The organism is Kaistia defluvii, from assembly GCF_040548815.1.
GTDB classification, from domain to species: Bacteria; Pseudomonadota; Alphaproteobacteria; order Rhizobiales; family Kaistiaceae; genus Kaistia; species Kaistia defluvii_A.
In genome coordinates this window covers 458,438-485,251 of sequence record NZ_JBEPSM010000004.1, presented here as the reverse complement: position 1 = coordinate 485,251, position 26,814 = coordinate 458,438, and the positions used below count along the sequence as shown (strand labels likewise).

Sequence of the window (26,814 nt, the reverse complement as noted above, 5' to 3'; positions counted from 1 at the left end):
ACCGCCCCGGCAATCCGGCGCCCCAGCGCAGTCGTCCATCGAGAACACCTCGGACGCTATGCATTCCGGAAATTGGGAGACGCGCCAATCCGACGACAGATCGCCGCCGGTACAAGCAGCTTCCCCGAGATCACGTCCCAGCGACCGCCACGAGCCGGAGCCACAAAGCACACGGGCGCGGTAAGCGAGTCCCGGTCCCACGGGACTACCAAGGCCTTGGGGTGGCCTATCGCAGAGCCGTAGCGAGTTCGAGCTGGCTCGCCAGCCGCGATGATGGAGGGGGCATAGCCACGCGGGCCAGAGCCCAATGCCGGCGGGGTCCGATGCTCGCCGCCTTGGCCTGTCCGGCGGGTTGGGAAGGGAATGGCAGTCTGTCATGGAGCCCGGCTGTCGCGCCTTGCCTCTCGCAGCACGGACGCCGGGCCGTCTCTCTCGCGATCAAGGCAGGTTCCAGCGACACCGGCCTCGCCCCAATGGAACCCGCTTACGTCGTAGGACAGCGCCCGGACGCTCTGTCAGAGCGGGCGCCATGCGGCGCCGTTGGCGCAGCGCTCCATCAAACTTCGCAGAGGCGCAGATAGATCGAGATCTGTGGAGGTCGACTCACGTCACTTTACGTACACGCAGAAACCTCAGACGCAGAACGCCCCAGGCGACGCTTTCCATCAGGAGAAGCAGGCCCAAGGTCCCAAGGACGCTCTCAGCGCACCGGCTGGGTCTCGGTCTTGTCTTCAGGGATCGTCGTGCGGGTGATCAGGGGTAGCTGAAACAGCGTGAAGATGAAGGTCAGCGGCATGATGCCGAAAACCTTGAAGTTCACCCAGAGATCCGTCGCCGCCTTGGGATCGGCGAGATAGGCGTCGGCGCCCTTCCAGATGACGATGTTGAGTACCGCCAGTGCCAGGAAGAACAGGCCCCAGCGGAAGGTCAGCTTGCGCCAGCCCTCATCCGTCAGTTTGAAGACGGAATCGAAGACATAACCGAGCAGCGAGCGGCCGAAGGCGAGGCCGCCAAGCAGGACGAGGCCGAACAGCGTGTTGACGATGGTCGGCTTCAGCTTGATGAAGGTGTCGTCATGCAGCCACAGCGTCAGCCCGCCGAAGACCACGACGACGACGCCTGTGACCAGCGGCATGATCGGCAGTTTTCGCGTCATGGCGTAGGAGACGGCGAGCGCCGCCAGCGTCGCAACCATGAACAGTCCCGTCGCCCAATAGATGTCTGCCCGGGCATTGGCGAAGAAGAACACGCCGAGTGGTCCGAGTTCGAGCGCCAGCTTCAGGAGCGGATTGAGCTCCTTGCGGGCGGGATCGTTGGGGGCGCGTTCGATTTCGAGGGTCATGGTCGGCTTTCGGTGGTGGACGCCTTCAGATAGGGCGATATTCGCGGCTGATCTATGGCGCAGGTCACGCCGCGATACCCGCGATCGCCCGCGCGAATTCGTCAGCCGAGAATGGTTCGAGGTCGTCAACGCCCTCGCCGACGCCGATAAAGTGGATTGGCAGGCCGTATTTTGCCGCGATGGCGACGAGAATGCCGCCGCGCGCCGTGCCGTCCAGCTTGGTCATGACCAGGCCGGTGACGCCCGCGACGCGTCCAAAGATCTCGACTTGTTGAAGGGCGTTCTGGCCGGTCGTCGCGTCCAGCGTCAGGAGAACGCTGTGCGGGGCTGTCGGATCCTGCTTCTTGATCACGCGGATGATCTTTTCGAGTTCCGCCATCAGTTCGGTGCGGTTCTGCAGCCGGCCTGCGGTGTCGATCAGGAGAACGTCGGTACCGGCGGCCTGCGCATCCCGAAGCGCATCGAAGGCGAGGCCCGAGGCGTCGGCGCCGATGGCGCGGGCGACGATGGCCGAGCCGGTGCGCTGGGCCCAGATCTTCAGCTGCTCGACCGCCGCGGCGCGAAACGTGTCGCCGGCGGCGAGCATGACCGAGCGACCCTCGGCGCGCAGTTTTGCGGAGAGCTTTCCGATGGTCGTCGTCTTTCCGGTGCCGTTGACGCCGACGACGAGGATGACATGCGGCTTGCGGGCGGGATCGATCACCAGGGGCTTCGCCACCGGGAAAAGAACCTTTCGCACTTCGTCGGCAAGGACCGTGCGCACTTCGTCACCGTCGATCTCCTTGTCAAAGCGGCCCTTTTTCAGGGCCGCCGTGATCGCGGCGGCGGTGGTCAGGCCAAGATCGGCCTGAATCAGGACGTCCTCGAATTCGTCGAGGGTCTCGTTGTCCAGCTTGCGTTTGGTGAAGACGGAGACGATGCCGTCCGAGAGCGCGCTCGATGAACGCGACAGGCCCGCGCGCAGGCGCTGGAACCAGTTCTGCTTCGGCGCGGGTTCCGGGGCAGGGGCCGGTGCGGCCGGCGCGCTGAAAAAGCCGGTGACGCGCGGCGCAGGCGCCGGAGCCGGTTCTGCGACAGCGACAGGCTCGGGCGTCGCGACAGCAGGCGCGGCCGGCGGCTCGAAGGCTTGGGGCTCGCTGGGCTCCGGCTCGCGGGCGGTCTCGACCTCGATCGCCTCGAGGATCTCGGTGGGAGCCGGCTCGATCGCGGCAGCGGCGGCGATCGCTTCCGCATCCGGTTCTACGGCGCGGACGGGCGTGGGCGAGACGATCTCGGGCTCTGGCGCCAGTTCCGGCTCCGCCGGCTTGCCGCCGCCGAAAAAGCGGCGGAACAGGCCCTTCTTTTCTTCTGCCATGGTTCAGGCGGCCTCTGCGAGTGGGGTGGCAAGGAGGCCCGATGCCGTCCGTCCCGTGATATGGGCCGAAACAAGCGTTCCGGCAGCGATGTCCGGCATGGTGACCGGCGTAAAATGTTCCGTGCGGCCGACGCCGCCCTTTTCCATCAGCACGCGGCGCCGGGCGCCGATCTCGCGGTCGAGATGGGCGGCGAGCGTTGCCTGGCCCTTCTCGCGCAATCTGGCGGCGCGGGCTTTGATGGTCGGATGGTCGAGCTGCGGCATCCGGGCGGCCGGCGTGCCGGGGCGGGGCGAGAACGGGAAGACATGCAGATGCGTCAGCCCGCATTCGTCGACCAGGGCGAGCGAGTTTTCAAACATCGCCTCGGTCTCGGTCGGGAAGCCGGCGATGATATCCGCGCCGAAGACGACATCGGGGCGGAGCTTACGCACGGCCTCGCAAAAACGGATCGCGTCGGCGCGGCCATGCCGGCGCTTCATGCGCTTCAAGATCATGTCGTCGCCATGCTGCAGCGACAGATGGAAATGCGGCATCAGCCGTTCGTCCTCGCCGATCGCCCGCATCAAGGCGTCGTCGACCTCGATCGTGTCGATCGAGGAAAGGCGAAGGCGGGGAAGGTCGGGGACCAGCTTCAATATGGTGGCGACCAGCTTGCCGAGCGTCGGCTTGCCGGGCAGGTCGCTGCCATAGGCCGTCATGTCGACGCCCGTCAGCACGATCTCGGCATTGCCCATCTCGACCAGCTGGCGGATCTGCTCGACGACGGCGCCCATCGGCACCGAGCGCGAGGGACCGCGGCCATAGGGAATGATGCAGAAGGTGCAGCGATGATCGCAGCCATTCTGCACCTGCACGAAGGTGCGGGTATGGCCATCCATGCCGGCGACGAGATGGCCCGCCGTCTCGCGCACATCCATGATGTCGGCGACCCTGACCCGTTCATGCTCGGCGATGGCGAGCCCGAGCGGCCGGTAGGCGGCGGCGGTGAGCTTTTCCTCATTGCCGAGGACGAGATCGACTTCCGGCATGGCGGCGAAGGTGGCGGCTTCCGTCTGCGCGGCGCAGCCAGAGACGACGATCTTGAGGTCCGGCTGTTCGCGGCGGGTCCGGCGGATCGTCTGTCGTGCCTGGCGAACGGCTTCCGCCGTGACGGCGCAGGTGTTGATGATCACCGCGTCGGTCAGGCCCGCTTCCGCTGCCCTCGTCCGCATCACCTCGGTTTCGAGCGTGTTGAGCCGGCAGCCGAAGGTGATGGTCTCGATGGTCATGCGCGGCGGGCGACCGTATCCGCCGCGACCTCGATGCGGATTTCGTCGCCGAGCGTGATGACACCCTCATGCTCGAATTCGGCGGCGCCGGTCATGAGAATATGGTTGTCGGCGCGCCACTCGATGTTGAGCACGCCGCCCGGCAGGCGGACATCGATGACGCGGCCGGTCTTGCCGAGGCGGGCAGCCGAGACGGCCGTTGCGCAGGCGGCGGAGCCGCAGGCGAGCGTCAGACCGGCCCCGCGCTCCCACACGCGCAGCGTGATCGAATGGTCGGATGTCACTTCGGCGATTGAGATATTGGCGCGCTCGGGGAAGATCGGGTCGCGCTCGAGAATCGGGCCGATGCGCCCGAGATCGATCGCGGCGACGTCCTCGACCCAGTAGATCGCATGCGGATTGCCGATATTGGCGACCGCCGGGCACGACAGGATCGGCGCGCCGACCGGGCCGAAGCTCAGATCGATAGCTGTCGTGTCCTCGAACGGCTTGGCAAGCGGAATCTCGGCCCAGCCGAAGCGCGGCTCGCCCATGTCGACCGTGATGGTGTCGGCATCCTTCGCCACCACGTCGAGCAGGCCGGCCGAGGTTTCGAGCTTGAAGGTCTCGCGGCCGCTCTCGCGCATCAGCACGAGGGCGACGCAGCGCGTGCCGTTGCCGCAGGCGCCCGACAGCGAGCCGTCGGTATTGAAGATTGTCATGAAGGCGTCGGTGCCGGCCGTCTTCGGCGGCTCGATCACCATCAACTGGTCGAAGGCCGTGCGCGGGTCGGCCGCGATCGCGCGCGCCGAGGCGGCATCGAGGCGTGTTTCCGCACCGCGCATGTCGAGCACGGTGATCTGGTTGCCGATGCCATTCATCTTGGCGAAGGGGGCGTTCATGACGTTCCGATCAGCACGCTTCCGGACCCGGTCCGGAGCCTTGAGTTTGTCGGGCATATATGGCGGAAAGATCAGAGAAATTCCATACTGGAGCGGGGCGCTCCGCCGTTTTGGCGACGCGGGACGGCAACAATCGCCTTGTCGGCTCGCCACGATCGCCGCCTGAGCCGGCGAGGTGGAAAAAAGCGCGCGCAAAACAGGGGCGCAGCGGCGCAAACTGGCAAGGCGGGCGCGGAATTGGTCCGGCGCGGCTTGCAGCCTGTCATCGGGGCTGCTTCACTGCGCCTCCCGCTTCGAGGACCCTGCTTCGCCTCGTGAATGCGCGAACGGTTATGTGGCCCATCGGGATGGGTCGAGTTCGTGCTTCTCTTCTGTCGATGGACATCTGTATGTCGCTTGATATCGCTACCCGCGTCTACAATCACGGCTTCCGGATCGATCCCATCGTCCGCACGCTGCTCGATACGGACTTCTACAAGTTTCTGATGCTGCAGCTCATTCGCGAGAAATCGCGCGATGTCCGGGCGACGTTCGGGCTGATCAACCGGACCAAGACGGTGCGGCTGGCCGACGTCATCGACGAACAGGAACTGCGCGACCAGCTCGACCATGCGCGCACCCTGCGCTTTCAGAAGAACGAGCTGATCTGGCTCGCCGGCAATACCTTCTATGGCGTGAAGCAGATCTTCAAGCCGGAGTTCCTCGATTGGCTCGAGGGCTTCCAGCTGCCGGAATATGAGCTTCGCCGGACCGATGACGGCCAGTATGAATTGCGCTTCGACGGGCTCTGGAGCGAGACGACGCTTTGGGAAGTGCCGGCGCTGGCCATCGTCAGCGAGCTGCGCGCCCGCGCCGCCATGAAGGGCATGAGCCGCTTCGAGCTCGACGTGCTCTACGCCAAGGCTAAGGCCAAGCTCTGGGGCAAGATCGAGCGTCTCCGCATCCTGGCCCAGGAAGGCCCGCTGAAGGTATCCGACTTCGGCACACGCCGCCGCCATGGCTATCTCTGGCAGAAATGGTGCGTCGAGGCGCTGCAGGAGGGGCTTGGCGACAATTTTGTCGGCACGTCCAACGTCAAGATGGCGATGGCCGCCGGCCTGGAGGCGATCGGCACCAACGCGCACGAACTGCCGATGGTGTACGCCGCCCTGGCGGAAACCGACGAACAGCTTCGCAACGCGCCCTATGACGTGCTGCGCGACTGGCAGGAGATGTATGACGGCAATCTGCTGGTCATGCTGCCAGATACCTATGGCACGACGCAGTTCCTGCGCAACGCGCCGGACTGGATCTTGAACTGGAAGGGCCTCCGGCCGGACTCGAAGCCGCCGATCGAGGGCGCCGAGGAAGCCATCGCCTGGTGGCAACTGCATGGCTCCGACCCGCGTGAAAAGCTGATCGTGCTGTCGGACGGCATGGACATCGACACGATCGAGGAAGCGGCGCGCCATTTCCGCAACCGGGTCAATCTTTCGATCGGCTGGGGCACCAACGTCACCAATGATTTCCGTCACTGCGCCCCGGACGGCAAGGACGACCGGCTGCAGGCGATCTCACTGGTCTGCAAGGTGGTCTCGGCCAATGGTCGCCCGGCGGTCAAGCTTTCCGACAATGCCAACAAGGCGACCGGCCCGGCCGAGGAAATCGCCCGCTACCGTCGCGTCTTCGGCCACCAGGACCTGATGGCCCAGCCGTTGCTGGTTTGAGGAGCGGTAGGAAGACCCTCACCCCAACCCTCTCCCGCAAGCGGTAGAGGGGGCAGATCGCGCCCCAGCCTCGCCGTCGACACTGCCTCGGCGGTAATGCCCTCGCCCGCTTGCGGGAGAGGGTTGGGTGAGGGGCTTGCTTGAAATTGTGCGCCTCAGGCGACCGGCGTTCCCAACAAATGCGGGCTCTGGAAATCGAGTCGCTGCAGGCCGCGGCGGACCTCGGGATCACGCATGAACAGGTTCCAGATCAGGCCGCTGCGATAATTCTCGATCATCACGATCTGCGGTCCCTGGTCGATCGCGAGATGGGTTTTCGCCACCCAGTCGGCACTCTCGCTGAAGGCGTCGAAGAAGCCGTATTCGCCCCAGAGCCGGTCGCCCATGTCGTCATGGAAGTGGCGTAGCGCCCGCATGGCGATGTCGGGCGCATAGGGCAGGCTGGAGATCGCCGCCGTCGGCGCGATGACGCCCCGGTCATTGTCGGGCGCATGCGCGGAATAGCCGGTCGGGTTGTCGCTTGCCGACAGCCCCCAACAGTCTGGCCCATAACCCTTGAATCCGCCGGGGTTGGCGACGCAATAGGCGTAGTTGAGACGGGTATGGGCGAGGTTCTGCGCCCAGTAGTCGGCATAGCGATCGGTCAGCCCGCGCGGGTCGAGGCCGAGAAACGAATAATGCGCGAAGAAAAGCGGTCCGCCCCCATCCGGCCCGAGCGGCAGGTCGACGCCATATTGCGGCCGCCGGTTGAGGAAGGTCCGGCTCTGGGCGAAGCCATTGTGATAGGCGAGCGGCGGGATGGCGTATTGTTCCGCACCCGCGGCCAGCACGAACAGGATGAGGCACTCGTTCCAGCCGAGGATCTCGTGGTTCATCGCCCAGCCATGGTTCGGGCTCCAGTGCCAGTAGAGACCGTCGCGGCCGTCGCGGGTGAACCAGCTCCATTCGACTGCCCGCCGCATGCCTTCGATCCGGCCGCGCAGCCAGGGCTCCTTGCCGTCGGCACGGTCGAAATACACCTGCGCGGCGATCAGGCCCTGGATCCAGAACGCGGTCTCGACCAGATCGGCGCCGTCATCCTTGCGGGCGTAGCGCACCACCTTACCGGTCGTGCCGTTCATGAAATGCGGATAGGCGCCGTGGAAGCTGTCGGCCTGCTCGAGGAAGCCGATCATCTTGTGCAGCCGATCCACGGCCTCGGCGCGCGAAATCCAGCCGCGCTCGACGGCGATGACGATCGCCATCACGCCAAACCCGGAGCCGCCGAGGGTGATCACCTCGTCATTGCCCTGCGTGCGGTCACGGGCCAGGCCGCTGACCGGGTGGCCGAACTCCCAGAAATAGCGAAAGCTCTGGCGCTGGACGCGCTCCAGCAGCGCGTCGTCGTCCAGCCTCTCCCTGGCCGGGGCATGGGCTGCCGCGGATTTAATCGGCTTGCCGGGCGTTGCTCGGTTCGGGCTGTGCGGCTTGTTCATCCGGGGTCGCTCGGGTCGGGGGAAGGGTGGGTTCGGGCGTGGCGGTGACGGGGCGCTTCGCGCCGACGCCAACGGGGGCATCCACCAGGTTGATGGTGCGGGTGTAGAAATCGCTGGTCGTTGCCCGGCCGGATACGGTGACCACGGCCGATTTCGCGAGATCCTCGTTGATGATCGAGGTGAAGATGCCGCGCTGTTCGTCGTCGAGCCCGTCGACGGTCTGCTCGGTGAAGATCCATTGCGGCTTCAGCAGCAACAGGCGGGCGAAGGTCAGCCGTTCCTCGTCATCATAGGAAATCTCCTTGGCCCAGCGCGCCTTGCGGTCCAGCGATCCGGTAAGGCGGCTCAGTCCGACCCGCTGCATCGCCTTGATCAAATCCTCGTCCTTGAAGCCAGAAGCGGCGGAGGGATAGGTGAGGGCGGCGCGCAGCGATCCGTCGGGCACATAGGGCCGCTCCGGCATGAACATCACCTTGGCGCGCGGCGGCAGGCTGATCTTGCCCGAGCCCCAGGGCCAGAGCCCCGCCAGCGCCGAGAACAGCGCGCCATGGGCCGAGCCGGTGCGATCGATGATCAGCACCCGGTCGCCCGGTTCGATCGTGACGTCGGCCTCGTCGAGCGCCGCCCGCTCGCCGGTCCAGTCGACCGCAACCTTCTCGAGCTCCAGATTGCCGAGCGGTTCGTGGTCATAGACGATGCGCTCGCCACTGGAGCGCGGCTGTTCCAGGGTGACCAGAGCCTGGCGGAAGCTCATGACGCGGGCGAGCGTCGCGCGCCAATCGGCAATCAGGCTGAAATTATCGACGAACCAGCGCAGGCTGTTCTGCACCTGGTTGAAGGCGCCGACCACCATCATCAGCTCACCGAAGGAGAGCGTTCCGCCGAAATAGGCCGGCGCGGCGATGACGATCGGCGCGACCAGGCCGATCCAGCCATAGCCGGCGGTGACCCAGGTCAGGCGGGCGAGCGCATTGACGAAGCGGCGGGTGATGTCGATGACGCGGGCCAATTCGTCGTCGAGACGCTGTTTTTCGTCCGGCTCGCCGGCATTGAGCACGATGCCGTTGGCATTTTCGTTGACCTGCACCATGGCGAAGCGCAGGTCCGCCTCGCGGGCATAGCGCTCGACGCCGATGCCGATCAGGGGACGGCCGATGCGCCAGCTCACCCATGAGCCGGTGGCGGCGAAGATCAGCGCGCACCAGACCATGTAGCCGGGAATCGTGAAGCTGTATCCGCCGAGATGGAGCACGACGCCGCTCGACAGCACCCAGAGCACGCCGACGAAGCTGAACAGCAGCAGCGTCGACTGGAAAAGCCCGATGCCGAGCCCGGCCGAGAGTTCGGCCAGATGCTTGGCGTCCTCATGCACGCGCTGGTCCGGATTGACGCCGATCTCGCCGGCATCCCCGAGCATGACCAGGCGGCGCGAGGTCAGCCATTCGGCAATCAGGTCGCGCGTCAGCCATTGCCGCGACTGCAGCGTGATCATCTGCGCGAGCCAGGTCTGCGCGACGTTCAGCACCAGCAGCACGCCGGCGATGCCGAAGAACACCATCAGGTAATAGAGGAAGGACGAGAAATTGCGCGTCTCGATCGCGTTGTAGAACGGGCTGTTCCAGGCGTTGAGCACCACCTGCATGCCGGCGGTGGCGATGATGACCGTGACGATGCCCACGGTCAGCAGCACGAAATCGCGCCGTCCGGACGAGTTCCAGAGCGCGGAAACGAAAGCCTTGAATTGCAGGACCAGTTCCGCGATCTCGTCCGTCACGCCATCGCTGGCACTAGGACTGGTGTCATGGGGTCTTTCCGTCATTGCCTCGACTATCCGGCTTCGGCGCAGGCGAGCATACCGCCCGTCAGGACGAAATCGCGCATCATTCTGCCCGGTGTCGCGGCGAATGCCGCTTTCCCGGTCAAACTGTTGCAGAAGGACATCAAATCAACCCGGTGCGACGGGACGCCCCGCCGCACGGCATCTCGCGCCCGCTCCGGCGAGGCGCTAGGATTTCGTCACAACGGAATCCGGATGATGCAGGCCCGGATCGACAAGACGGTTCGGGAGGACCCATGAGCCCCTTCATTCTGGCGATCGACCAGGGCACCACCTCGACGCGCGCCATCGTCTTCGATGGCAGCTATCATGTGCGCGGCGTCGGCCAGCAGGAATTTCCGCAGCATTTTCCGCGCTCCGGCTGGGTCGAGCATGATCCGGAGGATATCTGGCGCACCGTGCTCGAGACGATGCGCTTCGCGCTGGCCCATGCCAGCGTGTCGCTTTCGGATATCGCCGCCATCGGCATTACCAACCAGCGCGAGACGACGATCCTCTGGGATCGCGAGACGGGCAGGCCGATCCACAACGCCATCGTCTGGCAGGATCGGCGCACGGCCGATCGCTGCAACGCCCTGAAGGCCGAGGGGGCCGAGCCCGGCCTGACCGAAAAGACCGGCCTGCTGCTCGATCCGTATTTCTCCGGCACCAAGATCGCCTGGATTCTCGACCAGGTGCCTGGCGCCCGTGCGCGGGCCGAGCGGGGCGAGCTGGCCTTTGGCACCGTCGACAGCTTCCTGCTCTGGCGGCTGACGGGCGGCCGCGTGCATGCGACCGACGCCACCAATGCCTCGCGCACGATGCTGTTCAACATCCGCACCGGCGAATGGGACGACGACTTGCTGGCCCTGCTGCGGGTGCCCAGGGCGATCCTGCCGGAGGTGAAGGATTCGGCGGCCGATTTCGGCGTCACCGACCCCTCCATCGTCGGCGCGGCGATCCGGATCGCCGGCATCGCCGGCGACCAGCATGCGGCGACGCTGGGCCAGGCCTGCTTCCAGCCCGGGATGATGAAATCGACCTATGGCACCGGATGCTTCGCGCTGCTCAATACCGGTTCGGATCTGGTGTTGTCGAAGAACCGGCTGCTGACGACCATCGCCTACCGGCTCGACGGCAAGACGACCTATGCGCTGGAGGGCTCGATCTTCGTGGCTGGGGCGGCGATCCAGTGGCTGCGGGACGGATTGGGCCTGCTCGACCGGTCCGACCAGGCGGGGCCGATGGCCGCGCAGGCGGACCCGCACCAGAACGTCTATCTGGTGCCGGCCTTCACCGGCCTCGGCGCACCCTGGTGGGATGCGGAGGCGCGGGGGGCTCTGTTCGGGCTGACGCGCGGCACGGGACCGAACGAGTTCGTCCGCGCGGCGCTCGAATCGGTCTGCTACCAGACCCGGGACCTGCTCGACGCGATGCGGCGCGACTGGGCGCGCGCCGGCGAGACTGTCCTGCGCGTCGATGGCGGCATGGTCGCGAGCGACTGGACGATGCAGCGGCTCGCCGACATCCTCGACGCGCCGGTCGACCGGCCGGTGGTGCTCGAGACGACGGCGCTGGGGGCGGCCTGGCTTGCCGGCCGGCAGGTCGGCGTCTGGCCCGCCGAGGAGGGCTTTGCCGCGAGCTGGCGGCTCAACCAGACATTCCTGCCCGATATGTCCGCCGAGCTCCGCGAGGCCCGGCTGGCGGGCTGGCGCGACGCGGTCTCGCGCACGCGCACAAGCGCGTGACGCGGCGCCGAACGGGTGATGACCATCACAGTCCCGTAAGGAAAAGGGCGTAAAATGGCCTCTTCCGTCAGGAGGTTGCCATGCCCCGTACGATCGGAATTGTCATCGCCATCCCGCTCATCATTGCCGCCGGCATGCTCGGCGCCCGGGCCGGAACATCGCCGCCGGCCAATCCGTCGGCGGGCGAATGCCGACGGGTCGACCGCTGCGTTCCGAGCCGCGAAGAGCTGGACGGGAAGGCTGTGCAGGATCGCAAGCTCAAGACCCGGCACGACACGGTGAAAAACTCGATCAACAATGTTCGCTGACCGGTAAACCGGTCGAGGGCTAGTCGATCTTGCCGAGATAGTCGGCCTTGCCGACCGCGATGCCCTTGTGGCGCAGGATGTCGTAGGCGGTCGTGACGTGGAAGAAGAAATTCGGCAGCGCGTGGCGAAGCAGGAAGGCCTTGCCGTCGAGCTGCACGGCGCCGTTCCGCATCGAGATCGTCCTGGACTCGCTGCCGTCGAGCGCCTCCGGCGGGATCGCCTTCAGGAATTCCACCGTGCGCTGGATCCGGGCCTTCAGCTCGGCGAAGCTCGTCTCCGTATCGGCGAAACTTGGATTGTCGAGGCCCGAAAGCCGCGCGCCTGCGCCCTTGGCCGTGTCGCTGGCGCGCTGGATCTGGCCGGCGAGCGGCAGCATGTCAGCGGCGAGCCGTGCGTCGACCAGGCTTTGCGGGTCGATGCCGTCGGCGGCGCTCTGCGCTACGGCCTTGTCGAGAATGGCCTCGAGATTTCCGAACGCCCGGATGAAGACCGGAATGGAGGCCTCATAGATCGATAGCGCCATGATGGTTCTCGGAGGTTGCGCGGGCTCGTTCCGGCACGCGGGTTGCGGAACCGGAAAATGGGCGCGCGTCGCCATCCGTTTCAAGAGGCAGGCGGAAAGATCGTGGGGGAGGCGTCGGCGGCGCGGCTCGTTCGAGCGGCCCGCGAAAAATATGCATAAAAAAGCGCCCGTCGGGGAGGAGGTCGACGGGCGCTTTAGTTGATGGTGCCGCACAAGGGAGGAGGTTTGTGGGCACCTAATCGCAGGGAACAAGGGAGGAGGTTTGTTCCCAGACGAACCGTGAAATTCTCAGTATCCGGCAGCCTGCTTGGCAAGTGCCTTGATGTCGTGGCGGCTGATGCCCAGATCAGCGAGCTCGCGATTGTCGAGGCGCGACAATTCGCTGCGGGTCTCGCGATACTTGAGCCAGGTCTTGTAAGAGTTCATGAGGTTCATAGCCATCATCCGATCCCTTTCCCTACCAACCGCTACTTCCCAGATCCGCGCCGGATTTCTCTGTCGCCGTTCTGATGATTGGAATTTAGTCCGGGTCTCGAAGGATGAGCACTGCGAAAAAAGTCATGCCAGCATTGCGCTGGATGCAGAGCAACATGACGGGGAACATCCTTGTTGCAGTGCAGCAATCGGCCTCCCGCTGGCGTAAACGGCAGGAATGCTGGCGTCGGGCGAGAACTCAGCGCGACAGGATTGCCAGGACCGCAACAATCGCGCAGGCCGCCCACAGGCCGGTGAGGCCGATCATGCCATAGACGACAGCGCCGAGAATCGCGCCCAGGCATAGCGAAGCCCACAGCAGCAGGCTTGCGACCCAGCCCCATTTGTCGCCTCCCTCCAGGGCGGCGGCGATGCGGTGGCCTACCTTGACCAGGGCGCCGGTCACATAGGTCAGGCCGATGCCCGGGCTGCCATTGCGCTGGAACACCGCGTTCTCAACGCCCATGGCCAGCGCCATCGCGATATTGCCCATGATGGCCAGCGATAGATTGTCCGAGACGGCGGCGAGCGCCAGCAAGCCGGCCTCGGTCCACAGGATCGCGGCGCGTCGGTCGCGCCGGCCGTCCTTGCCGACCCAAGCGCCCAGCGCCGCACCGGCGACGAACAGCACGATGATGCTGGCGACCTGGCCGGCCTTGTCCCAGTCGCCCATGGCGATGTCGACGCCGAGACGGGTGGTGTTGCCGCTCATGAAGGACACGAACACGCCGCCCAGATGGCGAAAGCCCATGGCGTCGACATAGCCGGCGATGCCGGCAAGGACATAGGCGAGCGCCTTCTGCCTGTGGGAATAGTCCATCATCTGCGTAGGCCGTCGTGGAATAGCGGGTTGGGGGTGCAAGCCAAGGAAGACGCAGAGGAATAGCGCGTCGCAGTTAAGAATTGTTAACCGTGTCTGCCTAAATTGCGGGTGATATTTGTTCGTTGTGCCGCGTTCGCCGGCTGGAGAGTTTGCCTTGTTCGTCGCCTGGATTCGCGTGGCGCTTGTTCCCTCCCTGCTGGCGCTCGGCAGCGCCTCCCTTCATGCCCAGGAATGGCGCGAGCCCTATCCGGAAGAGGCCCAACCGGAACGGTATTATTCCGAGCCGGCCTACCCGGAACCGGCCTATCGCGATCCGGCCTACCGGGAGCCCGGCTACGCACCCGATGAAGCGCCGCGTTACGTGGAGCCGGCCGCGCCTGTCTCGGCGCCCGCACCCGCCGCTTCCGCGCCGATCCGCCGGGCCACGGCGCCGCTCTCGGCCGATTTCATCGCGCAGGCCAATGAAGCCCCGATGGCCGGCATTCCGGCCAAGAGCGACAAGCCCGATCCGCAGGTGCTGAAGCTCCAGGTCCTGCTCGACCGCGTCCATGTCTCGCCCGGCGTTATCGACGGCCGCCAGGGTGGCAATCTCAACAAGGCGATCTCGGCGCTGCAGAGCATGCACAACATGCCGCCGAACGGCCGCCTCGGTCCCGAGATCTGGGACCTGCTGCAGGTGGCGGCCGACCGGCCGGTGCTGATGGATTACACGATCAGCGACAAGGACGTCGCCGGTCCCTTCGTGCCCGTCATGCCGAAGGACTATGCCGAGATGGCGGCCCTGCCGAAGCTCGCCTATCGCGATCCGGTCGAACTGTTGGGCGAGAAGTTCCACATGGACGAGAACTTCCTGCGCAATCTCAATCCGGATGCCGATTTCACCGTGGCCGGCACGATCATCACGGTGGTCGACGTCGGGCCGAATGCAAAGGCCAAGGTGGCGCATCTGGTGGCGGATGCGAGCACCCGGCAATTGCTCGGCTATAACGAGAACTGGGATGTCGTCGTCGCTTATCCGGCCACGATCGGCAGCGCCGACCTGCCGTCCCCGTCCGGCATCCATGCCGTCAAGGCGGTCGCGGAGAATCCGGAATACTGGTACCGCCCGAAGGTCAATTTCCAGCAGGGCAACAATGACAAGCCGCTGAAGCTCGCCTCCGGCCCCAACAATCCGGTCGGTACCGTGTGGATCGGCCTCGACAAGCCGACCTATGGCATCCACGGCTCGCCCGAGCCCAGCAAGATCGACAAGACCAACAGCCATGGCTGCCTGCGCCTGACCAATTGGGACGCGCAGGAACTGGTGAAGCTGGTCAAGCCCGGCGTCGATGTCGAATTCGTCGACCAGACGCCGACGGCGTCGGTCGCCCCCGCCCCCGCCCCCGCGCCTGTCCCGGTTGCTGTCGAGGCGGGTGGCGAGCAGGCGATGCCGCCGCCGCTGCAATAGGCGGCCGGGCGCGATCCGCGGGCCACACATCCACGCAAAATAGCGTCACGGCGCGGCACAGGCTTGCCGCGCCGTGCCTCGTCTTGGTAGCTATGCCGATCATTTCGACGAGGACACAGTATGAACCGCTTCGCACTTCCGCTGGCTCTGGCCGCCGTTTCGGTCGTCGCGGCCTTCTCCGCCGGCGAGAGCTTCGCCAAGTCCAAGACCGCCGCGCCGGCTCCGGTGCGCGATGCCTCCTGCAAGCAGTCTCGCTGGGAGATCAAGGGCGCGGGCGCCAAGACGATCGCCGAGGGCGGCCAAGACCGCGTTTGGCGCGTTTCCGTCGCCGGCGTTCCGGCCAAGGCTAACGTCGTGCTGGAATATACCCGCTCCAACGGCACCAAGGGCGAGGTCGGAATGCCGTCCGGTTATGCCACGCTGGTCGAGGGTTCCTCGGTGCGCATGGTGCTGTCGAGCCCGGGCATGAGCAGCGGCGTCGCCGTTGCCGGCACGATCAACGCACAGTGCAAGTAAGCCGGCATCATCCGCCACAGGCTTGAATGCTGTTGGCCGGCGCCCTGAAAAGGCGCCGGCTTTTCTTTGTCCCTATTTTTGGGAACGGCCCCGCTAGCCCTCGAGGAAATGCCCGACGGCATTGAGCGGCCGCACGCCGTCGCAGATGATCTTGATCATGGCGAGCATGGGCACGGCGAGGACGGCGCCCGGCACGCCCCACATCCAGAACCAGAAGATCAGCGAGATGATCACCAGGACGGGGTTGAGCGTGAATCGCCGGGCCAGCAGCATCGGCGTGATCGCCTCGCCCTCGACGAGGTGGATCAGCAGATAAAGGCCGGCCGGCAGCAGGGCTTGCACGAGCGGGTCGATGGTGAGCAGGCCCGCGAAAAGAAAGATGCCGACGCCGGCAAAGGGCCCCATGATCGGCACATAGTTGAGCAGGAAGGCGACCGTGCCCCACAAAATGGGGTCCCCGAGGCCGCAGGCCCACATCGCAAGCCCCGTCGCGACGCCGACCGCCGCGTTCATCAGGGTGATGGTCACGAGATAGGCCGAGACATTTTCCTCGATCTGCTGCGACAGGTCGACGACCCGCCGCTTGTCGCTGAAGCTCGGCACGATCTCCACCATCCGGCGCAGGAAGGTGTCGCCCGAGACCAGTAGGAAAAACAGGATCAGGATCGTCTCGAAGAAGCCGCTGGCAAAATGCTGCGTCCCCTTCATCAGCGTTTCGGCGAGCGTCGGACCCGGCGCGCCGCCCACGCCCGTCGCAACCCCATCAAACTGATGCAGGAATTTCTGCAGCGCGCCGATCGGCTGGCTCAGGAACTTGAGCCGTTCCTCCAGTCGATCCACGCCACCGGGCAGCTTTTCGCCCCAGGCCGTCGCCGGGCCGGACAAGGCCGCGCCCACGCCGACAATCGCGCCGAAGACGGTGAAGATCACGAGCAGGGCCGCAAGCGTTCTCGGCACACGCAGCCGTTCCAGAAGCCGCATCGCCGGCTGGAACAGAAGCTTGAGCACGATGGCCAGAACGATCGGCAGGATGATGTCGGAAGCGAAGTAGCAGACCGTCAGGACCGCCAGAACCAGAAGACACGCCTGGATCACCAGCTTCGGGTCCGCAGGCAGGGGCCCGTCTTCGCCCGCCAGCTGCGGCGGCTCGAGCGGAACGGTTTCCGTCGTCGGGATCTCGATTCTCAGGGGATCTGCCATCGGCGGAACTCGCTTTGCGAAATTTGGAGCCGTCGCTGGCATGAATCCAGCCGACATCACCGTGAAGGCCCGGTGTCAGCTCAAACCCGCTTCGCCTTTCGCCGTCCTCCCCGATCTCGTGCAATGCGCCCATCGGGCGCTGGTTGCATGGCGCCGCAAATATCGGCCCCCGTCCGGCAGAAACGGCTCTGTCAGTCCTGCGCCTTGCCGATCGAATCGGCCATCACGGCGCCGCGCTTGCCCAGCGGCTTAGGCCGGCCCACCGTCGAATCGCGCGCGGTCTGGTGCTCCATTTCGGCGTTTAACTCGGCGCCGAGCAGGATGACCGTCGCCGAAAGCCAGATCCACGTCATGAAGCCGATAATCGCGCCAAGGGCGCCATAGGCCCGGTCATAGCTGCCGAAGCTCGAGACGTACCAGGAGAAGCTGATCGAGGTCAGGATCCAAAGGCCCGCGGCAACCGTGCTGCCCCACGTGACCCAGCGCCATTTCGGCTGTTCGCGGCAAGGCCCGAAGCGATACAGTATCGCCAGCGCCGCCCAGACGAAGAAGCCGAGAATGGGCCAGCGCAGGATGTTGATCCAGACTTCGGAAGATCGCCCGATGTCGAGGAAGCGCAGCGCGATCGGCACGGCGATGATGAAGGCGATGGCGCCGATGCCGGCGGCGATCGCCAGCAGGGTGAAGATCAGCGATTCGACGTTGAGCGCGATGACGCTGCGCCGCTCGCGTTCGCCATAGGCGACGTTGAGACCGTCGATCGTCGCCTTGATGCCGGCATTCGCGCTCCAGATCGAGAACAGGAAGGAGAGGGCGAAGCTGAAGCTGAGGGCACCGCTGGAGGCGCGGATCGCGAGCGTGATCTGATCGGAGATCAGCTCGAAGGCGCCGGCTGGGAGCACGAAGGCGAGGCCAGAGAGATGGCTGTTAATGGTCGAATTATCCGCCACCAGGCCGTAGAGCGTCACCAGCGCGGAAAGGCCTGGAAAGATCGCCAGCAGGCAGAAAAAGGCCATGCTGCCGGCAACCGTCAGGACGCGATCCTCGAGCGAGCTTTCCCAGACGCGCCACAGGATGTCCTTCCATCCGCGCGCAGGAATATCCGCCGGTGCGTCCGCCAGTCGGCCACGGCCCGGTTCTGCCTCGTCGATGGCCTGCTCGATCGCCGGAGGGGGCGAGGCGCTGGTCAGCAACGGGGAAGGAGGGTTCGCGGTGGCCATCTGCTATGCCTGTGTCTTGTCGATCGTAACGACGGCGGCGAGGGCGAATCGCTTGCCGGAGGAAATTGCTTTCGCGGCTGCTTTGTCGATCATTCGCTGTCGAATGACCAGCCTTCCATCGAGATCGGGCCGCGCGGCTAGTTCCGCCCCCCAAAACTGGTGCCGAACTTCACATAGCCGCCGATCTTGATGCAGGCACCGGTGCCCGGCGAATAGGTGAATCCCTCGCCGAAGGCGTCGCATATTCTGGCGTAATGCGGGTCCGCGTCCGAAGGTTCCGCTTCCGGCTTTCGCGGCGGCAGAAGTCCTTCTGCCGGCGTGGGGGCGGAGGGCTTGCCGTCGAGCGAGGGCGGGGTGAGCGGCGGCCAGGCGTCGGCCAAGGCGTGCGAGGGAAGCTGCAACAGGCCGATCGCGAGGATCAGCCCGGCTCGGCGGCGCCAGATCTTGCGGTCAGGCAATGGCACGGCGGGGGTCTTCATGAATCGTGAAATCCGAGCCAGGGTTCCAGCGCCTCGAAGGTCATGTCCATCGGCCAGGTCGGGCTGAACGGCAAGGCGATATGCCCGTAGCGGATCGAAATCTGCTCTTCGGCCGCCTCCTCGCCCAACCGGGCGACGGCGGCGATGTAAAGGGCGGAGGCCAGGCTGGTCCGGTCGCTGCCATCGGTGCAGTGAATCAGGATCGGCTTTTGCGCGGTCTTGAAAAGGTCGATCAGCGCCGCGGCCTCGCCCTCCGTCAACTCCGCGCGCGAGGACATGCGGAAGTCCGCATGCGCCAGGCCGAGCCGGTTCGATTCGTCGATCTCCGCGCGATACCAGCTCGCCGATTCATTGGCGCCGCGCAGGTTGATCACCGTCTTGATGCCGAAGTTGCGGGCATAGCGCTCGAGCTGGGTCGGGGTCGGCTGGGCCGAGCGATAGAGTTCGCCGGCGATGACTGTGTGGAAATTGCCCGTCAGAAGGAGCGTCGCGATATAGATGCCGAGCACCACCGGCACGGCCAACACGGCGGCGCCGATCCACAGAATCCGCTTCTTGCTCATGTCTCGGCCGCTTCCTGCCTTGCCGCACAGCCCCCGCTGTATGGCGACAAATTAGCGGAAACGCCCGCATCGAGCCACAACGCTTGTGTCGCACCGTCAGGTCTGAACCTCCATGCCTCGCCGCCCGTCTCCCGAGGGAACCGGAGGGCGCTTTCCGACTTGGACCGCATGACCTCAAGAATCATCCTGCCCCTTCTCGCCGCCTGCCTGTTGGCCGCTTGCAGCCCTGCCGGCCCGGTCGGCAATGCCGCCGTGCCACAACCGGCCAAGAGCGTGGACGTCGAGCGCTATCTCGGCCGCTGGTTCGAGCTCGGCCGATATGAGAACGGCTTCGAGCGGGGCTGCGAAGCGGTGACTGCGGAATACAGCCTTCGGCCGGACGGCCTGGTAAAGGTGCTCAACACCTGCAACGCCGGTGGCGTCGACGGCAGGGAGCGGGTCGCAGTGGGCCGCGCCAAGATAGTGCCGGGAAGCGGCAACGCGAAGCTGCGGGTCTCGTTCTTCGGACCGTTCCTCGGCGACTACTGGATCTTGGATCACGCGCCGGATTATGCGTGGTCTATCGTCGGCGAACCCTCCGGCCGCTATCTCTGGATATTGACCCGTTCGCCGACACCGTCCGAGCCAGTTCGCAAGAAGCTGGAAAGCCGCGCCCGGTCGCTTGGCTATGACGTCACGATGCTGCGCTGGACTCACCACTGACTAGCGCGATCTAACCCTCGGCATCCGCCAGTTCGATCCATGCCGGTGCGTGGTCGCTCGTCTTGTCCCAGCCGCGAACGGGCTTATCCACGCCCGCGGCGCTGAGGCGATGGGCGACCGAAGGGGACAGCAGAAAGTGGTCCAGCCGCAGGCCCGCGTCCCGGCCCCAGGCGTTACGGAAATAGTCCCAGAAGGTGTAGAGCCGTTCATCGGGATGGAGCGTCCGCAACGCGTCGACCCAGCCTTCCTCCGTCAGGGCCTTGAAGGCCTCTCTCACCTCTGGGCGAAACAGCGCATCCCTGCGCCAGCGCTCCGGCTTGTACACGTCGAGATCAGTCGGAATGATGTTGTAATCGCCGGCGAGCACGACCGGGATATCGAGTTCGAGCAGTTCTTCCGCATAGGTCGTCAGGCGCTGGATCCAGCGCAGCTTGTAGTCGAACTTCGGCCCGGGGGCGGGATTGCCGTTTGGCAGATAGAGGCATCCGACCAGAATGCCCTCGATAGCCGCCTCGAGATATCGGGACTGGGCATCGTCGACATCGCCGGGAAGCCCGCGTCGCGTCACCAGGGGATCGCGGCCCTTGGCGAGGATCGCGACGCCGTTCCAGCTCTTCTGGCCCTGCCAGATCGCGCCATAGCCCGCCTTCTCGATCTCGCGCCGTGGAAACCGTTCGTCCGGCGCCTTCAGCTCCTGCAGGCAGGCGACGTCGGGCGACGCTTTTTCGAGCCAGCGAAGAAGCACCGGCAATCGTCCATTGACACCATTGATGTTGAAAGTCGCGATCTTCATCGAAGGGGCAGTCTCGCGCTGTTGGCGCCGCAGATCGCGGAGGTTTGCTAGGCAAGCTAATTGTCGAAGCGGCGTCGGAGCCATCCGCTCGAACACGTTGTTTGCGCGCGACCTCCCTAACGGCGGTCGGGAAAAGACGCCCCGCCTGTGTGGACGGCCAGTTCGTCAGCCACCGTCAGTCGTTGGCGGCTGTGTCGTCTTCGCTCGCCGGCTTGGTGTTGCGCTCTTCGCCGGGCAGGTCGCGCGCGGCATGCTCCCACTCTTCCGGGCCGTTGCCGACCTCGTCGCCACGGCTGCGGACATCGCGGCCCCCGACAAAGCCGTCCCGGTCGCGGTCCGGCGTATTTCCCGGCAGGGGACGCTGCAACAGGGAACCCGGTGTCGGTCCCTTGGGCTCGCCATAGACAGGAGGCTGGCCCTGGACGTGCGATTGAAGCTGCGCATGGCCCTCGGGCTCATTGCTGTCGGCAAGGTTCGGCTTTTCGGCGGTCATTTCGGCACTCCTCTTCCCCGTAACCAACGGCTGGATGCAGCAGATCGTTGCCTCCCACCCGCGAATGCGGTCCGGGCCTCGCAACCCTTTGGCGTCGGCTCCCGTTCTCGTCATGGCAATTGGATGCCATGGGAGGATGACGTGCCGTCGATCAAAGCTTTCTCACCCGCGAGCCTGGCGCTACTGGCAGCCCTGGCGGTGTCGGGTACCCCGCCTGCCTTTGCGGCGCCGCTCTCCAGCGCCACCCACATCCAGCTTACCGAGCGCCCGGAGGCGTGCCGGCTCGGCGAGTTCAGGCTGATGGATATCGGCTGCCAGAAGATGGAGCCGCAGCTGCCGATCCTGGAAGGCCAGCCCGATGCGCGGCGCCATCCCTATTATTTCCAGGGCGACGGCAAGGACCGGCTGCGCGGCCCGCTCTATGGCGAGGCCCGTCCCTAAGGCGCGACATGGGCCGGCTAGATCGGCGGCCCGCTTGTCAGCGCATTTCGACGTTGAACTGCTCGTCGAGCCAATCGAAGGCCCGGCGATTGAACAGCGACCGGTTCCGCATCTCGCAGTGACCGTCCGCGCCCTCGTTCGCCTGGAAGCGCATAAAAGTCTTGGGGCAGCGGAGCGCCGCGAAGAAGGTTTCCGCATCTGCTGCGGCTGGGTCGTTTTCCGCCTGGGTGATGAGCGTGGGGCAGCGGATCTGCTCGGCCCGGCCCGCCAGCGCGTAGAGCTCGGCGGAAGCGAGATAATCGCGCAGATTATCCACGCCGTGTACCCAATAGCCGCGCTGGATCACCTTCCAGTGCATGGACCGGTCGGCGCGTACCGCCTGCTCGGCGCGCTGCATCACGCTCTCGTCCAGTTTGCCGAGATCAGCGACGGCTTCCGGGGGAAGCTTGAACATGGCAGCGAAGGCGTGGCGGAAACCGTCCGCGATGCTCCACGTGCCGGGGTCGGCGATCAGCGCCGCGATGCGTCGCTCGACAGAAGCGGCGCGGGGCGCGAGGTGACCGCCCAGGCTGGTCCCGCTGAGGGCAATGCGCGAGGGATCGACCAGCGGATGCGCGAGGGCGAAATCCACCACCGCGCCGATCACGGCTTCCCAATCCGGCCGAAGCGGAATGCCGTGCTCATAGAGCATCTCGCCCTGGCCCGGCCCCTCGAACAGCAGGCTGTGATAACCGCGCCGGGACGCCGCGACGGCGGACAGGAAATACATGTCGATGGAGGTCGAGTCGTAGCCATTGTTGAGGATGATCAGTGGCCTCACCTCGGTTTCGTATCCTGCGGCCGGCATGAAATAGGCCGGCATCGCCTGCGATTCGAACGGGATCCGCTGCGGCCGGACCGGGTGGGGACCGAGCGCCAGTCCCCGGTTAAAGGCGGCGATCTGGCGGCGATAGGCATCGAGCAATCGCCGGTCGACCGGCGCGCCAAAGAGCGGGTGATACGAGGTCGCATAGAAGACGCTGGCGCGCAGATAGAGCTCACGTGCGCTGCTCTCATGGCCGCTTGCGAGGGTGGTCTCCGCCTCAGCTTCCAGCCGTTCCGCCGCGGCGATCCAGGCCGCGTGATAGGCATCGTCGTCGCCATTGCCGACTTCGGCGGCGACCGCCGCGATTTCCCCGAAATCCGCCCCGCCATACGGGATATAGGCCACCGGCCACGTCCCGAACTGGTCGTGCAACGGATCCGCAAACAAAGCCGCCATCCCGAACCTCCCCCTTAGGACGGATGGAGATTAAGCGGAGGCTTTCCGTTGCGGAAGAGGGGATGTGGGGCATGATGGCGGTATCACGGTAGTCGCCGAATATTCACCTCGATGAGGGGAGGAGCCGGTCCCGAAGATGAAGGAATGTCCGCTCCACGCAGAACCAGAGCACAGCGGCGACGGCCAAGCTTGCGATGAGATAGACGACAAAGCCGACGTTGCCCTGCAGATTGCCCTCTCCCACGATCAGCCGCATGACGTGGAAGACCGACTTGTGGGTGAGATAGAGGCTGTAGGACAGCGTTGCGACGAGAGCGACCCCCGGCACTGGCCAGCGGGCGATAACGTGTTCCAGATCGAGCATGGCGCAGAACAAAAGCGCGATGCCAACCGAGATCAGCGGGAAGCCCAATACGGCGCCGAGCTGTGCCTGAAACACCGGGAATATGCCCTGCCCGGCGAGGGGGCCGCGGTCCATGAAGCAAAGCAGCGCCGTGATCAGAAATATTAGGCCGAGCGGTATCGTGACCTTCGGCGGGAGATACTGCCTGCAGAGCTCGGGCTTGAAGAAGCGGGCCGCTGCGAGCACCGCCCCGAACAGCAGACCATCCAGGCGCGTATAGGTTGGGTAGTAGACGCCGCGAAGATAGGTGGCGAACGCAGCGCGGAACTCGCCTGCTTCCACGAGCGTGCCGACTTGCATATCCCAGATCGCGTAACGCAGCAGGATCCCGGCGAGGGTCAAGGTTCCCGCGAGTCCAAGGACCCATACTGTGCCGATGCGCTTGTACAACAGCAGCACCAGCAAAGGCAGGACGAGATAGAATTGCTCTTCGACGGCAAGCGTCCATGCCTGCGAAAACGCGTTGCCGTCCCTCGGATCGAACCCGAGATTGACCGTGAACGTCGCGAATTTCCAGACTGGCTGCATCGCCGGATTATCGCGAAGCACCGGAACGAGGATGTAGAGGCCGAGGACGACGAAGAAGGCCGGGAAAATGCGGAAAGCACGGCGCAGGTAGAAGGATTTGAAATCGACCGTGTCCGTCCGCGTCGCTTCCTTGAAGAGCTGCGTTGCGATCAGGTATCCGCTCAGCACGAAGAAAATATCGACGCCGAGCCAACCATATTCCCGAACGTTCACAAATATGCCCGGCGTGGCATTCAGAGGCAGATGGACGAGCATCACCAGCAGGATGGCCAGGGAGCGCAGAATATCGGGGCCGACCATCCGGCTGCGCGCTGCGGCGACGCTGCTTGGCGAGAATGAGGAAGCAATGCCTGCATGCGAATTGTTCGTGATGGCAAGCACAGTCATGCGCGCATTCCGGAATGTCTCATGGCAAAAAGTGGATGCCGATCAATCTACCGGTTTGCGGGGGTCAGGGAACGGTTCGAGATGGAAAGCGTCGGTTAACCTAAAAATTTCGTAAAATTTGAGCGACGTCCCTTAGGTGCCGCTGGCGCCTCACTTGACCAAGATCGTCCCCGATAAACCCGACGCCTTTTGCCCTCGCGTGGTGAAGGAGAAAAGCTTTCGCCAGCCCCAATCCGCTTGAGGCCGGGACGGTGGCAGGAAAATCGCTGGTCGATGCCGGTATCCCCATGGCCCCAAAAAGCCAAGGGCTGGCGCGTTTTACGGTTTGACCGCCACTTCGCGGCGACCGCGTCTGGGACCGCATATGCGCGGGCCTATTGCCCGGATTGGATCATCTGCCGAATTTTGACTGCCTTCTCGAAATGATCCAGCGCGTGGGTTTTGATCCACCATTCGGCAGCTTCCATGAGAAGCTCGGGGTCATCGTTCCTGTTCGTAAAGAACGCATAGAAGGACAGGCCAACCCCTTCGCCCTTCCGAGCGATCTTGTCTTCGCAGACGGAGATAGCCTTGGCTCTCAAGCTCGGTCGCATCGTGCTTCCCTTTGTCCGTGTCGGATTGTCTGCTTTCGCGCCAGGCGCGCGGTGGATCCAAGGCGCTGCCAGGTCCGGAGTCCCCGAGTGGAAGCTGACGCAACTGCTTGCTGCGACGAAGACCGCTCCAATATGAGGCAGGCTTCCACGGCAGGAGGAAGTAGGGATAGGGCGTCGATCCGACCAGTGCAGCGTAGGAACGGCAGCATGGCAGCAAACGGTGGCCGCAGGGGCGGATCCACACAGATCCAGTCCCGCTATCCTATGGTAGACACTGTGAATTTCAGGAGGATAGTGGTGCCGCTTACAGGATTCGAACCTGTGACCCCATCATTACGAATGATGTGCTCTACCAGCTGAGCTAAAGCGGCTTACCCGAGGGATTTGACCAGCGCCGCGAAGGGCTGCTGTAAAATCCACGGGGTTCATAGCTACATTCGATCCGGGTTTCAAGCCTTCCCGGCCGTTCTCCACTGCCTCACTGCAAACGAAGCCGATCCGCCGGTTCCGCGTCGGCGTCCTCAATGCCGGGATCGTCAGGAATCGGCGCCATCACAGTGGCTGCCGGGGCGACGGGACCACTACTCTTCACCGCAGAGGCGGAGGCGGGGGGAGTCTGGCGCACGGGCTCGGGCGCCGGAGCAGGACGCGGCGGCGTCGGAGCCGGCTCGGCCTTGACCGGCTCAGGCTTCGGCGCGGCGATCGTCACCGGCGCCTCGATCACGATTGGCTCCGGCGTTTCGTCCTCGATGGCGAGATCGATGGCCGGGCGCTGGTCGGCGGCCAGGGCCACGGTCGGCATGCGCCATTCGAAGGCGTCGAGCTTGCCGGAGATCGGCGAGACCGGCGCCCAGGCCGGGAAGACGTAGCCGTCGGCCGTCCATTGCGCATCGCGCGGCGCGCGCACGGCGCGGGAAAGCCACTCGCGGACATGACCGCGATGGCCGTCCGGGCCTTCCTCGATTTCCGCCATCAGCAGGCAGAAACGCTCGGTACGCTCCTGGTCGGGGATCGCCGCCAGTTCGCGGCGTGCGAGCGCCCAGTCGCGGGCGTCGATCGCGGCGCGCGCGACCGCCAGATGGCTTTCGATATGGCCGGGACGCAACGACGCAAGCTTTTCGGCCCGCTTCAGCCGGTCCTGCGCGGCGTCGCCGGGCCGGACATTGGAATAGGCTTCGGCCAGCTCGGGATGCGGCTCGAATTTCCAGCTCGTCTCGATGACGCGGACGGCGCGCTTGACGTCGCCCTGTCGTGCGAACAGACGGGCGGCGAGGGTCGCGGCGGGAACCAGGCCGGGAGCCAGCTTGACGGCCTCCTGGGCGGCGGCGCGCGCCTCCTCCGGATCGGAAGATTCGAGCTGCAGGCCGCGCGCGGTCAGGAGCACGGCGCGCAGGCGATGCGCCGCGCCGCGCTCGATCAGCTTGGCGTGCAGGTTGGAGCCTAGCGTCGACAGGGCCGCCGACCATTCGCCCTTGGCAGCCTGGTCCTCGAACAGGGCGTTACCCGCCCAGGCGAGGCTCGGCGACGCCTTGGCGGCTTCCTCGGCATAGTGGCGCGCCGCTTCCGGCTCGCCGCTGCGCTGCGCTTCGACATAAAGCCCGCGCAGGCCGAGCAGCCGCGTCTCCGGGTCGTTCAGCATGGTCTCGAAAGCGGCGCGGGCACCGGCGCCGTCGCCGGTCAGCTGCGCGGATTGCGCCGCCAGCAGAAGCGTCAGCGGCTCATCCTTCAGGATCTTCCGCGATTCCAGCGCGAAGCGCTTGGCGCGCTTCACGTCGCCGGCGCCGATCGCGATCATGCCGCGCGACAGCGCCCGGTAGCCGCGATCGCGCTTGCGGCCCGACAGCCAGCCGCCGAACAGTTTTGGCGCACGAAACACCGTGACGACGATCCAGATCAGGATCGCCAGCGCCACGAACAGGACGGCCAGGCTGACCGAAGCGACCATCAGGCTGGTCTTGTAGTCAAAGCCCTGCCAGGTGAGCACGATGTCGCCGGGTCGGTCGGCAAGCCACGCGAACCCCGCGGCAACCGCGAAGACGATGGCGACATAGACCAGGATGCGGATCATC

Annotated in this window: 27 protein-coding genes and 1 tRNA gene; 8 read left to right on the top strand and 20 right to left on the bottom strand. The window is 65.2% G+C overall.

What is annotated here, in order from left to right; genetic code table 11:
- Window positions 1–700: 700 nt before the first annotated feature.
- The 4 genes from ABIE08_RS22415 to dapF form a co-directional block, all read right to left on the bottom strand.
- Entirely contained in the window at window positions 701–1,342 is a 642-nt protein-coding gene (locus tag ABIE08_RS22415; RefSeq protein WP_354554206.1) for a septation protein A, read from the bottom strand.
- A gap of 64 nt (window positions 1,343–1,406) precedes the next feature.
- Window positions 1,407–2,696: a signal recognition particle-docking protein FtsY gene (gene ftsY / locus ABIE08_RS22410; RefSeq protein ID WP_354554204.1), complete on the bottom strand. Its 1,290-nt coding sequence runs from the start codon at window positions 2,694–2,696 to the stop codon at window positions 1,407–1,409.
- A gap of 3 nt (window positions 2,697–2,699) precedes the next feature.
- Window positions 2,700–3,965 (bottom strand): tRNA (N(6)-L-threonylcarbamoyladenosine(37)-C(2))-methylthiotransferase MtaB, encoded by a 1,266-nt coding sequence (gene mtaB, locus ABIE08_RS22405; RefSeq protein WP_354554202.1) that lies wholly within the window; start codon window positions 3,963–3,965, stop codon window positions 2,700–2,702.
- Window positions 3,962–4,846: a diaminopimelate epimerase gene (gene dapF, locus ABIE08_RS22400; protein WP_354554201.1), complete on the bottom strand. Its 885-nt coding sequence runs from the start codon at window positions 4,844–4,846 to the stop codon at window positions 3,962–3,964. Before dapF ends, mtaB begins: the two co-directional genes overlap by 4 nt.
- 389 nt (window positions 4,847–5,235) lie before the next feature.
- Here dapF and ABIE08_RS22395 point away from each other — a divergent pair, with 389 nt between their 5' ends.
- On the top strand, window positions 5,236–6,552 hold the full coding sequence (locus tag ABIE08_RS22395; protein WP_354554199.1) for a nicotinate phosphoribosyltransferase: 1,317 nt from the start codon (window positions 5,236–5,238) through the stop codon (window positions 6,550–6,552).
- A gap of 155 nt (window positions 6,553–6,707) precedes the next feature.
- Here ABIE08_RS22395 and ABIE08_RS22390 read toward each other — a convergent pair whose 3' ends face one another.
- Both ABIE08_RS22390 and ABIE08_RS22385 read right to left on the bottom strand, forming a co-directional pair.
- Complete coding sequence (locus ABIE08_RS22390; protein ID WP_354554197.1) at window positions 6,708–8,027, bottom strand: glucoamylase family protein; 1,320 nt, start codon at window positions 8,025–8,027, stop codon at window positions 6,708–6,710.
- The gene (locus tag ABIE08_RS22385) at window positions 7,978–9,846 is read right to left on the bottom strand and encodes an ABC transporter ATP-binding protein/permease (protein WP_354554195.1); all 1,869 of its coding nucleotides are present in this window, start codon (window positions 9,844–9,846) and stop codon (window positions 7,978–7,980) included. The genes ABIE08_RS22390 and ABIE08_RS22385 overlap by 50 nt, the downstream gene beginning before the upstream one ends.
- On the opposite strand from ABIE08_RS22385, the gene ABIE08_RS22380 reads away from it, so the two are divergent.
- The 3 genes from ABIE08_RS22380 to ABIE08_RS22370 all read left to right on the top strand — a co-directional run bounded on the left by ABIE08_RS22380 (window position 9,829) and on the right by ABIE08_RS22370 (window position 11,899).
- Window positions 9,829–10,104 (top strand): hypothetical protein, encoded by a 276-nt coding sequence (locus ABIE08_RS22380; RefSeq protein ID WP_354554194.1) that lies wholly within the window; start codon window positions 9,829–9,831, stop codon window positions 10,102–10,104. The two genes, ABIE08_RS22385 and ABIE08_RS22380, sit on opposite strands and share 18 nt — an antisense overlap.
- Window positions 10,101–11,591, top strand: a complete 1,491-nt coding sequence (gene glpK / locus ABIE08_RS22375; protein WP_354554192.1) for a glycerol kinase GlpK — start codon at window positions 10,101–10,103, stop codon at window positions 11,589–11,591. Before ABIE08_RS22380 ends, glpK begins: the two co-directional genes overlap by 4 nt.
- Before the next feature lie 80 nt (window positions 11,592–11,671).
- Window positions 11,672–11,899, top strand: a complete 228-nt coding sequence (locus ABIE08_RS22370) for a hypothetical protein (protein ID WP_354554191.1) — start codon at window positions 11,672–11,674, stop codon at window positions 11,897–11,899.
- 19 nt (window positions 11,900–11,918) lie between these two features.
- Here the strand turns inward: ABIE08_RS22370 and ABIE08_RS22365 are convergent, their stop codons facing one another.
- The 3 genes from ABIE08_RS22365 to ABIE08_RS22355 form a co-directional block, all read right to left on the bottom strand.
- Window positions 11,919–12,422: a DUF1993 domain-containing protein gene (locus ABIE08_RS22365; RefSeq protein WP_354554189.1), complete on the bottom strand. Its 504-nt coding sequence runs from the start codon at window positions 12,420–12,422 to the stop codon at window positions 11,919–11,921.
- A 288-nt stretch (window positions 12,423–12,710) separates the two neighbouring features.
- Window positions 12,711–12,863, bottom strand: coding sequence for a DUF1127 domain-containing protein (locus tag ABIE08_RS22360; protein WP_436409594.1), 153 nt, complete (start codon window positions 12,861–12,863; stop codon window positions 12,711–12,713).
- A 232-nt stretch (window positions 12,864–13,095) separates the two neighbouring features.
- On the bottom strand, window positions 13,096–13,719 hold the full coding sequence (locus tag ABIE08_RS22355) for a YoaK family protein (protein ID WP_354554187.1): 624 nt from the start codon (window positions 13,717–13,719) through the stop codon (window positions 13,096–13,098).
- Between the two features lie 154 nt (window positions 13,720–13,873).
- Here ABIE08_RS22355 and ABIE08_RS22350 point away from each other — a divergent pair, with 154 nt between their 5' ends.
- Together ABIE08_RS22350 and ABIE08_RS22345 are read left to right on the top strand one after the other, a co-directional pair.
- A complete protein-coding gene (locus tag ABIE08_RS22350; RefSeq protein WP_354554186.1) occupies window positions 13,874–15,166 on the top strand; it encodes a L,D-transpeptidase in 1,293 nt (430 codons plus the stop codon).
- 120 nt (window positions 15,167–15,286) lie between these two features.
- Window positions 15,287–15,682, top strand: a complete 396-nt coding sequence (locus tag ABIE08_RS22345) for a hypothetical protein (RefSeq protein ID WP_354554184.1) — start codon at window positions 15,287–15,289, stop codon at window positions 15,680–15,682.
- 93 nt (window positions 15,683–15,775) lie between these two features.
- On the opposite strand, the gene ABIE08_RS22340 is transcribed toward ABIE08_RS22345, so the two are convergent.
- The 4 genes from ABIE08_RS22340 to ABIE08_RS22325 form a co-directional block, all read right to left on the bottom strand.
- Window positions 15,776–16,882 carry an AI-2E family transporter gene (locus ABIE08_RS22340; protein ID WP_354554182.1) on the bottom strand — a complete coding sequence of 369 codons (1,107 nt, stop codon included), beginning with the start codon at window positions 16,880–16,882 and terminating at the stop codon, window positions 15,776–15,778.
- 191 nt (window positions 16,883–17,073) lie between these two features.
- Window positions 17,074–18,102, bottom strand: a complete 1,029-nt coding sequence (locus ABIE08_RS22335) for a YihY/virulence factor BrkB family protein (protein ID WP_354554181.1) — start codon at window positions 18,100–18,102, stop codon at window positions 17,074–17,076.
- A gap of 137 nt (window positions 18,103–18,239) precedes the next feature.
- Window positions 18,240–18,581 (bottom strand): porin, encoded by a 342-nt coding sequence (locus ABIE08_RS23620; protein WP_436409593.1) that lies wholly within the window; start codon window positions 18,579–18,581, stop codon window positions 18,240–18,242.
- Window positions 18,578–19,144, bottom strand: coding sequence for a dual specificity protein phosphatase family protein (locus ABIE08_RS22325; RefSeq protein WP_354554179.1), 567 nt, complete (start codon window positions 19,142–19,144; stop codon window positions 18,578–18,580). Before ABIE08_RS22325 ends, ABIE08_RS23620 begins: the two co-directional genes overlap by 4 nt.
- 168 nt (window positions 19,145–19,312) lie before the next feature.
- On the opposite strand from ABIE08_RS22325, the gene ABIE08_RS22320 reads away from it, so the two are divergent.
- Window positions 19,313–19,846 (top strand): lipocalin family protein, encoded by a 534-nt coding sequence (locus ABIE08_RS22320; protein ID WP_354554233.1) that lies wholly within the window; start codon window positions 19,313–19,315, stop codon window positions 19,844–19,846.
- A 10-nt stretch (window positions 19,847–19,856) separates the two neighbouring features.
- Here ABIE08_RS22320 and xth read toward each other — a convergent pair whose 3' ends face one another.
- Together xth and ABIE08_RS22310 are read right to left on the bottom strand one after the other, a co-directional pair.
- A complete protein-coding gene (gene xth / locus ABIE08_RS22315; RefSeq protein ID WP_354554177.1) occupies window positions 19,857–20,639 on the bottom strand; it encodes an exodeoxyribonuclease III in 783 nt (260 codons plus the stop codon).
- A 175-nt stretch (window positions 20,640–20,814) separates the two neighbouring features.
- Window positions 20,815–21,132, bottom strand: a complete 318-nt coding sequence (locus tag ABIE08_RS22310; protein WP_354554176.1) for a hypothetical protein — start codon at window positions 21,130–21,132, stop codon at window positions 20,815–20,817.
- A gap of 141 nt (window positions 21,133–21,273) precedes the next feature.
- On the opposite strand from ABIE08_RS22310, the gene ABIE08_RS22305 reads away from it, so the two are divergent.
- A complete protein-coding gene (locus tag ABIE08_RS22305; RefSeq protein WP_354554174.1) occupies window positions 21,274–21,573 on the top strand; it encodes a hypothetical protein in 300 nt (99 codons plus the stop codon).
- 37 nt (window positions 21,574–21,610) lie between these two features.
- On the opposite strand, the gene ABIE08_RS22300 is transcribed toward ABIE08_RS22305, so the two are convergent.
- The 5 genes from ABIE08_RS22300 to ABIE08_RS22280 all read right to left on the bottom strand — a co-directional run bounded on the left by ABIE08_RS22300 (window position 21,611) and on the right by ABIE08_RS22280 (window position 26,813).
- Window positions 21,611–22,834, bottom strand: a complete 1,224-nt coding sequence (locus ABIE08_RS22300) for an alpha/beta hydrolase family protein (protein WP_354554173.1) — start codon at window positions 22,832–22,834, stop codon at window positions 21,611–21,613.
- Between the two features lie 103 nt (window positions 22,835–22,937).
- The gene (locus tag ABIE08_RS22295) at window positions 22,938–24,152 is read right to left on the bottom strand and encodes an acyltransferase family protein (protein WP_354554171.1); all 1,215 of its coding nucleotides are present in this window, start codon (window positions 24,150–24,152) and stop codon (window positions 22,938–22,940) included.
- Between the two features lie 374 nt (window positions 24,153–24,526).
- Window positions 24,527–24,745 (bottom strand): DUF6500 family protein, encoded by a 219-nt coding sequence (locus tag ABIE08_RS22290; protein WP_354554169.1) that lies wholly within the window; start codon window positions 24,743–24,745, stop codon window positions 24,527–24,529.
- A 295-nt stretch (window positions 24,746–25,040) separates the two neighbouring features.
- Window positions 25,041–25,116 (bottom strand) — tRNA-Thr (locus ABIE08_RS22285).
- Between the two features lie 107 nt (window positions 25,117–25,223).
- Entirely contained in the window at window positions 25,224–26,813 is a 1,590-nt protein-coding gene (locus ABIE08_RS22280; RefSeq protein ID WP_354554168.1) for a heme biosynthesis protein HemY, read from the bottom strand.
- Between the last annotated feature and the right edge of the window lies 1 nt (window position 26,814).

Bases quoted from the DNA above. Each gene is read 5' to 3' on its own strand.
- ABIE08_RS22310 (WP_354554176.1), bottom strand. From the start codon at position 21,132: ATGACCGCCGAAAAGCCGAACCTTGCCGACAGCAATGAGCCCGAGGGC.
- ABIE08_RS22280 (WP_354554168.1), bottom strand. From the start codon at position 26,813: ATGATCCGCATCCTGGTCTATGTCGCCATCGTCTTCGCGGTTGCCGCG.
- ABIE08_RS22370 (WP_354554191.1), top strand. From the start codon at position 11,672: ATGCCCCGTACGATCGGAATTGTCATCGCCATCCCGCTCATCATTGCC.
- ABIE08_RS22395 (WP_354554199.1), top strand. From the start codon at position 5,236: ATGTCGCTTGATATCGCTACCCGCGTCTACAATCACGGCTTCCGGATC.
- xth (WP_354554177.1), bottom strand. From the start codon at position 20,639: ATGAAGATCGCGACTTTCAACATCAATGGTGTCAATGGACGATTGCCG.
- dapF (WP_354554201.1), bottom strand. From the start codon at position 4,846: ATGAACGCCCCCTTCGCCAAGATGAATGGCATCGGCAACCAGATCACC.
- ABIE08_RS22390 (WP_354554197.1), bottom strand. From the start codon at position 8,027: ATGAACAAGCCGCACAGCCCGAACCGAGCAACGCCCGGCAAGCCGATT.
- ABIE08_RS22295 (WP_354554171.1), bottom strand. From the start codon at position 24,152: ATGACTGTGCTTGCCATCACGAACAATTCGCATGCAGGCATTGCTTCC.
- ABIE08_RS22365 (WP_354554189.1), bottom strand. From the start codon at position 12,422: ATGGCGCTATCGATCTATGAGGCCTCCATTCCGGTCTTCATCCGGGCG.
- ABIE08_RS22360 (WP_436409594.1), bottom strand. From the start codon at position 12,863: ATGGCTATGAACCTCATGAACTCTTACAAGACCTGGCTCAAGTATCGC.
- ftsY (WP_354554204.1), bottom strand. From the start codon at position 2,696: ATGGCAGAAGAAAAGAAGGGCCTGTTCCGCCGCTTTTTCGGCGGCGGC.
- ABIE08_RS22335 (WP_354554181.1), bottom strand. From the start codon at position 18,102: ATGGCCACCGCGAACCCTCCTTCCCCGTTGCTGACCAGCGCCTCGCCC.
- ABIE08_RS22385 (WP_354554195.1), bottom strand. From the start codon at position 9,846: ATGACGGAAAGACCCCATGACACCAGTCCTAGTGCCAGCGATGGCGTG.
- glpK (WP_354554192.1), top strand. From the start codon at position 10,101: ATGAGCCCCTTCATTCTGGCGATCGACCAGGGCACCACCTCGACGCGC.
- ABIE08_RS22355 (WP_354554187.1), bottom strand. From the start codon at position 13,719: ATGATGGACTATTCCCACAGGCAGAAGGCGCTCGCCTATGTCCTTGCC.
- ABIE08_RS23620 (WP_436409593.1), bottom strand. From the start codon at position 18,581: ATGAAGACCCCCGCCGTGCCATTGCCTGACCGCAAGATCTGGCGCCGC.
- ABIE08_RS22325 (WP_354554179.1), bottom strand. From the start codon at position 19,144: ATGAGCAAGAAGCGGATTCTGTGGATCGGCGCCGCCGTGTTGGCCGTG.
- ABIE08_RS22340 (WP_354554182.1), bottom strand. From the start codon at position 16,882: ATGGCAGATCCCCTGAGAATCGAGATCCCGACGACGGAAACCGTTCCG.
- ABIE08_RS22415 (WP_354554206.1), bottom strand. From the start codon at position 1,342: ATGACCCTCGAAATCGAACGCGCCCCCAACGATCCCGCCCGCAAGGAG.
- ABIE08_RS22345 (WP_354554184.1), top strand. From the start codon at position 15,287: ATGAACCGCTTCGCACTTCCGCTGGCTCTGGCCGCCGTTTCGGTCGTC.
- ABIE08_RS22290 (WP_354554169.1), bottom strand. From the start codon at position 24,745: ATGCGACCGAGCTTGAGAGCCAAGGCTATCTCCGTCTGCGAAGACAAG.
- mtaB (WP_354554202.1), bottom strand. From the start codon at position 3,965: ATGACCATCGAGACCATCACCTTCGGCTGCCGGCTCAACACGCTCGAA.
- ABIE08_RS22300 (WP_354554173.1), bottom strand. From the start codon at position 22,834: ATGGCGGCTTTGTTTGCGGATCCGTTGCACGACCAGTTCGGGACGTGG.
- ABIE08_RS22320 (WP_354554233.1), top strand. From the start codon at position 19,313: ATGACCTCAAGAATCATCCTGCCCCTTCTCGCCGCCTGCCTGTTGGCC.
- ABIE08_RS22380 (WP_354554194.1), top strand. From the start codon at position 9,829: ATGGGGTCTTTCCGTCATTGCCTCGACTATCCGGCTTCGGCGCAGGCG.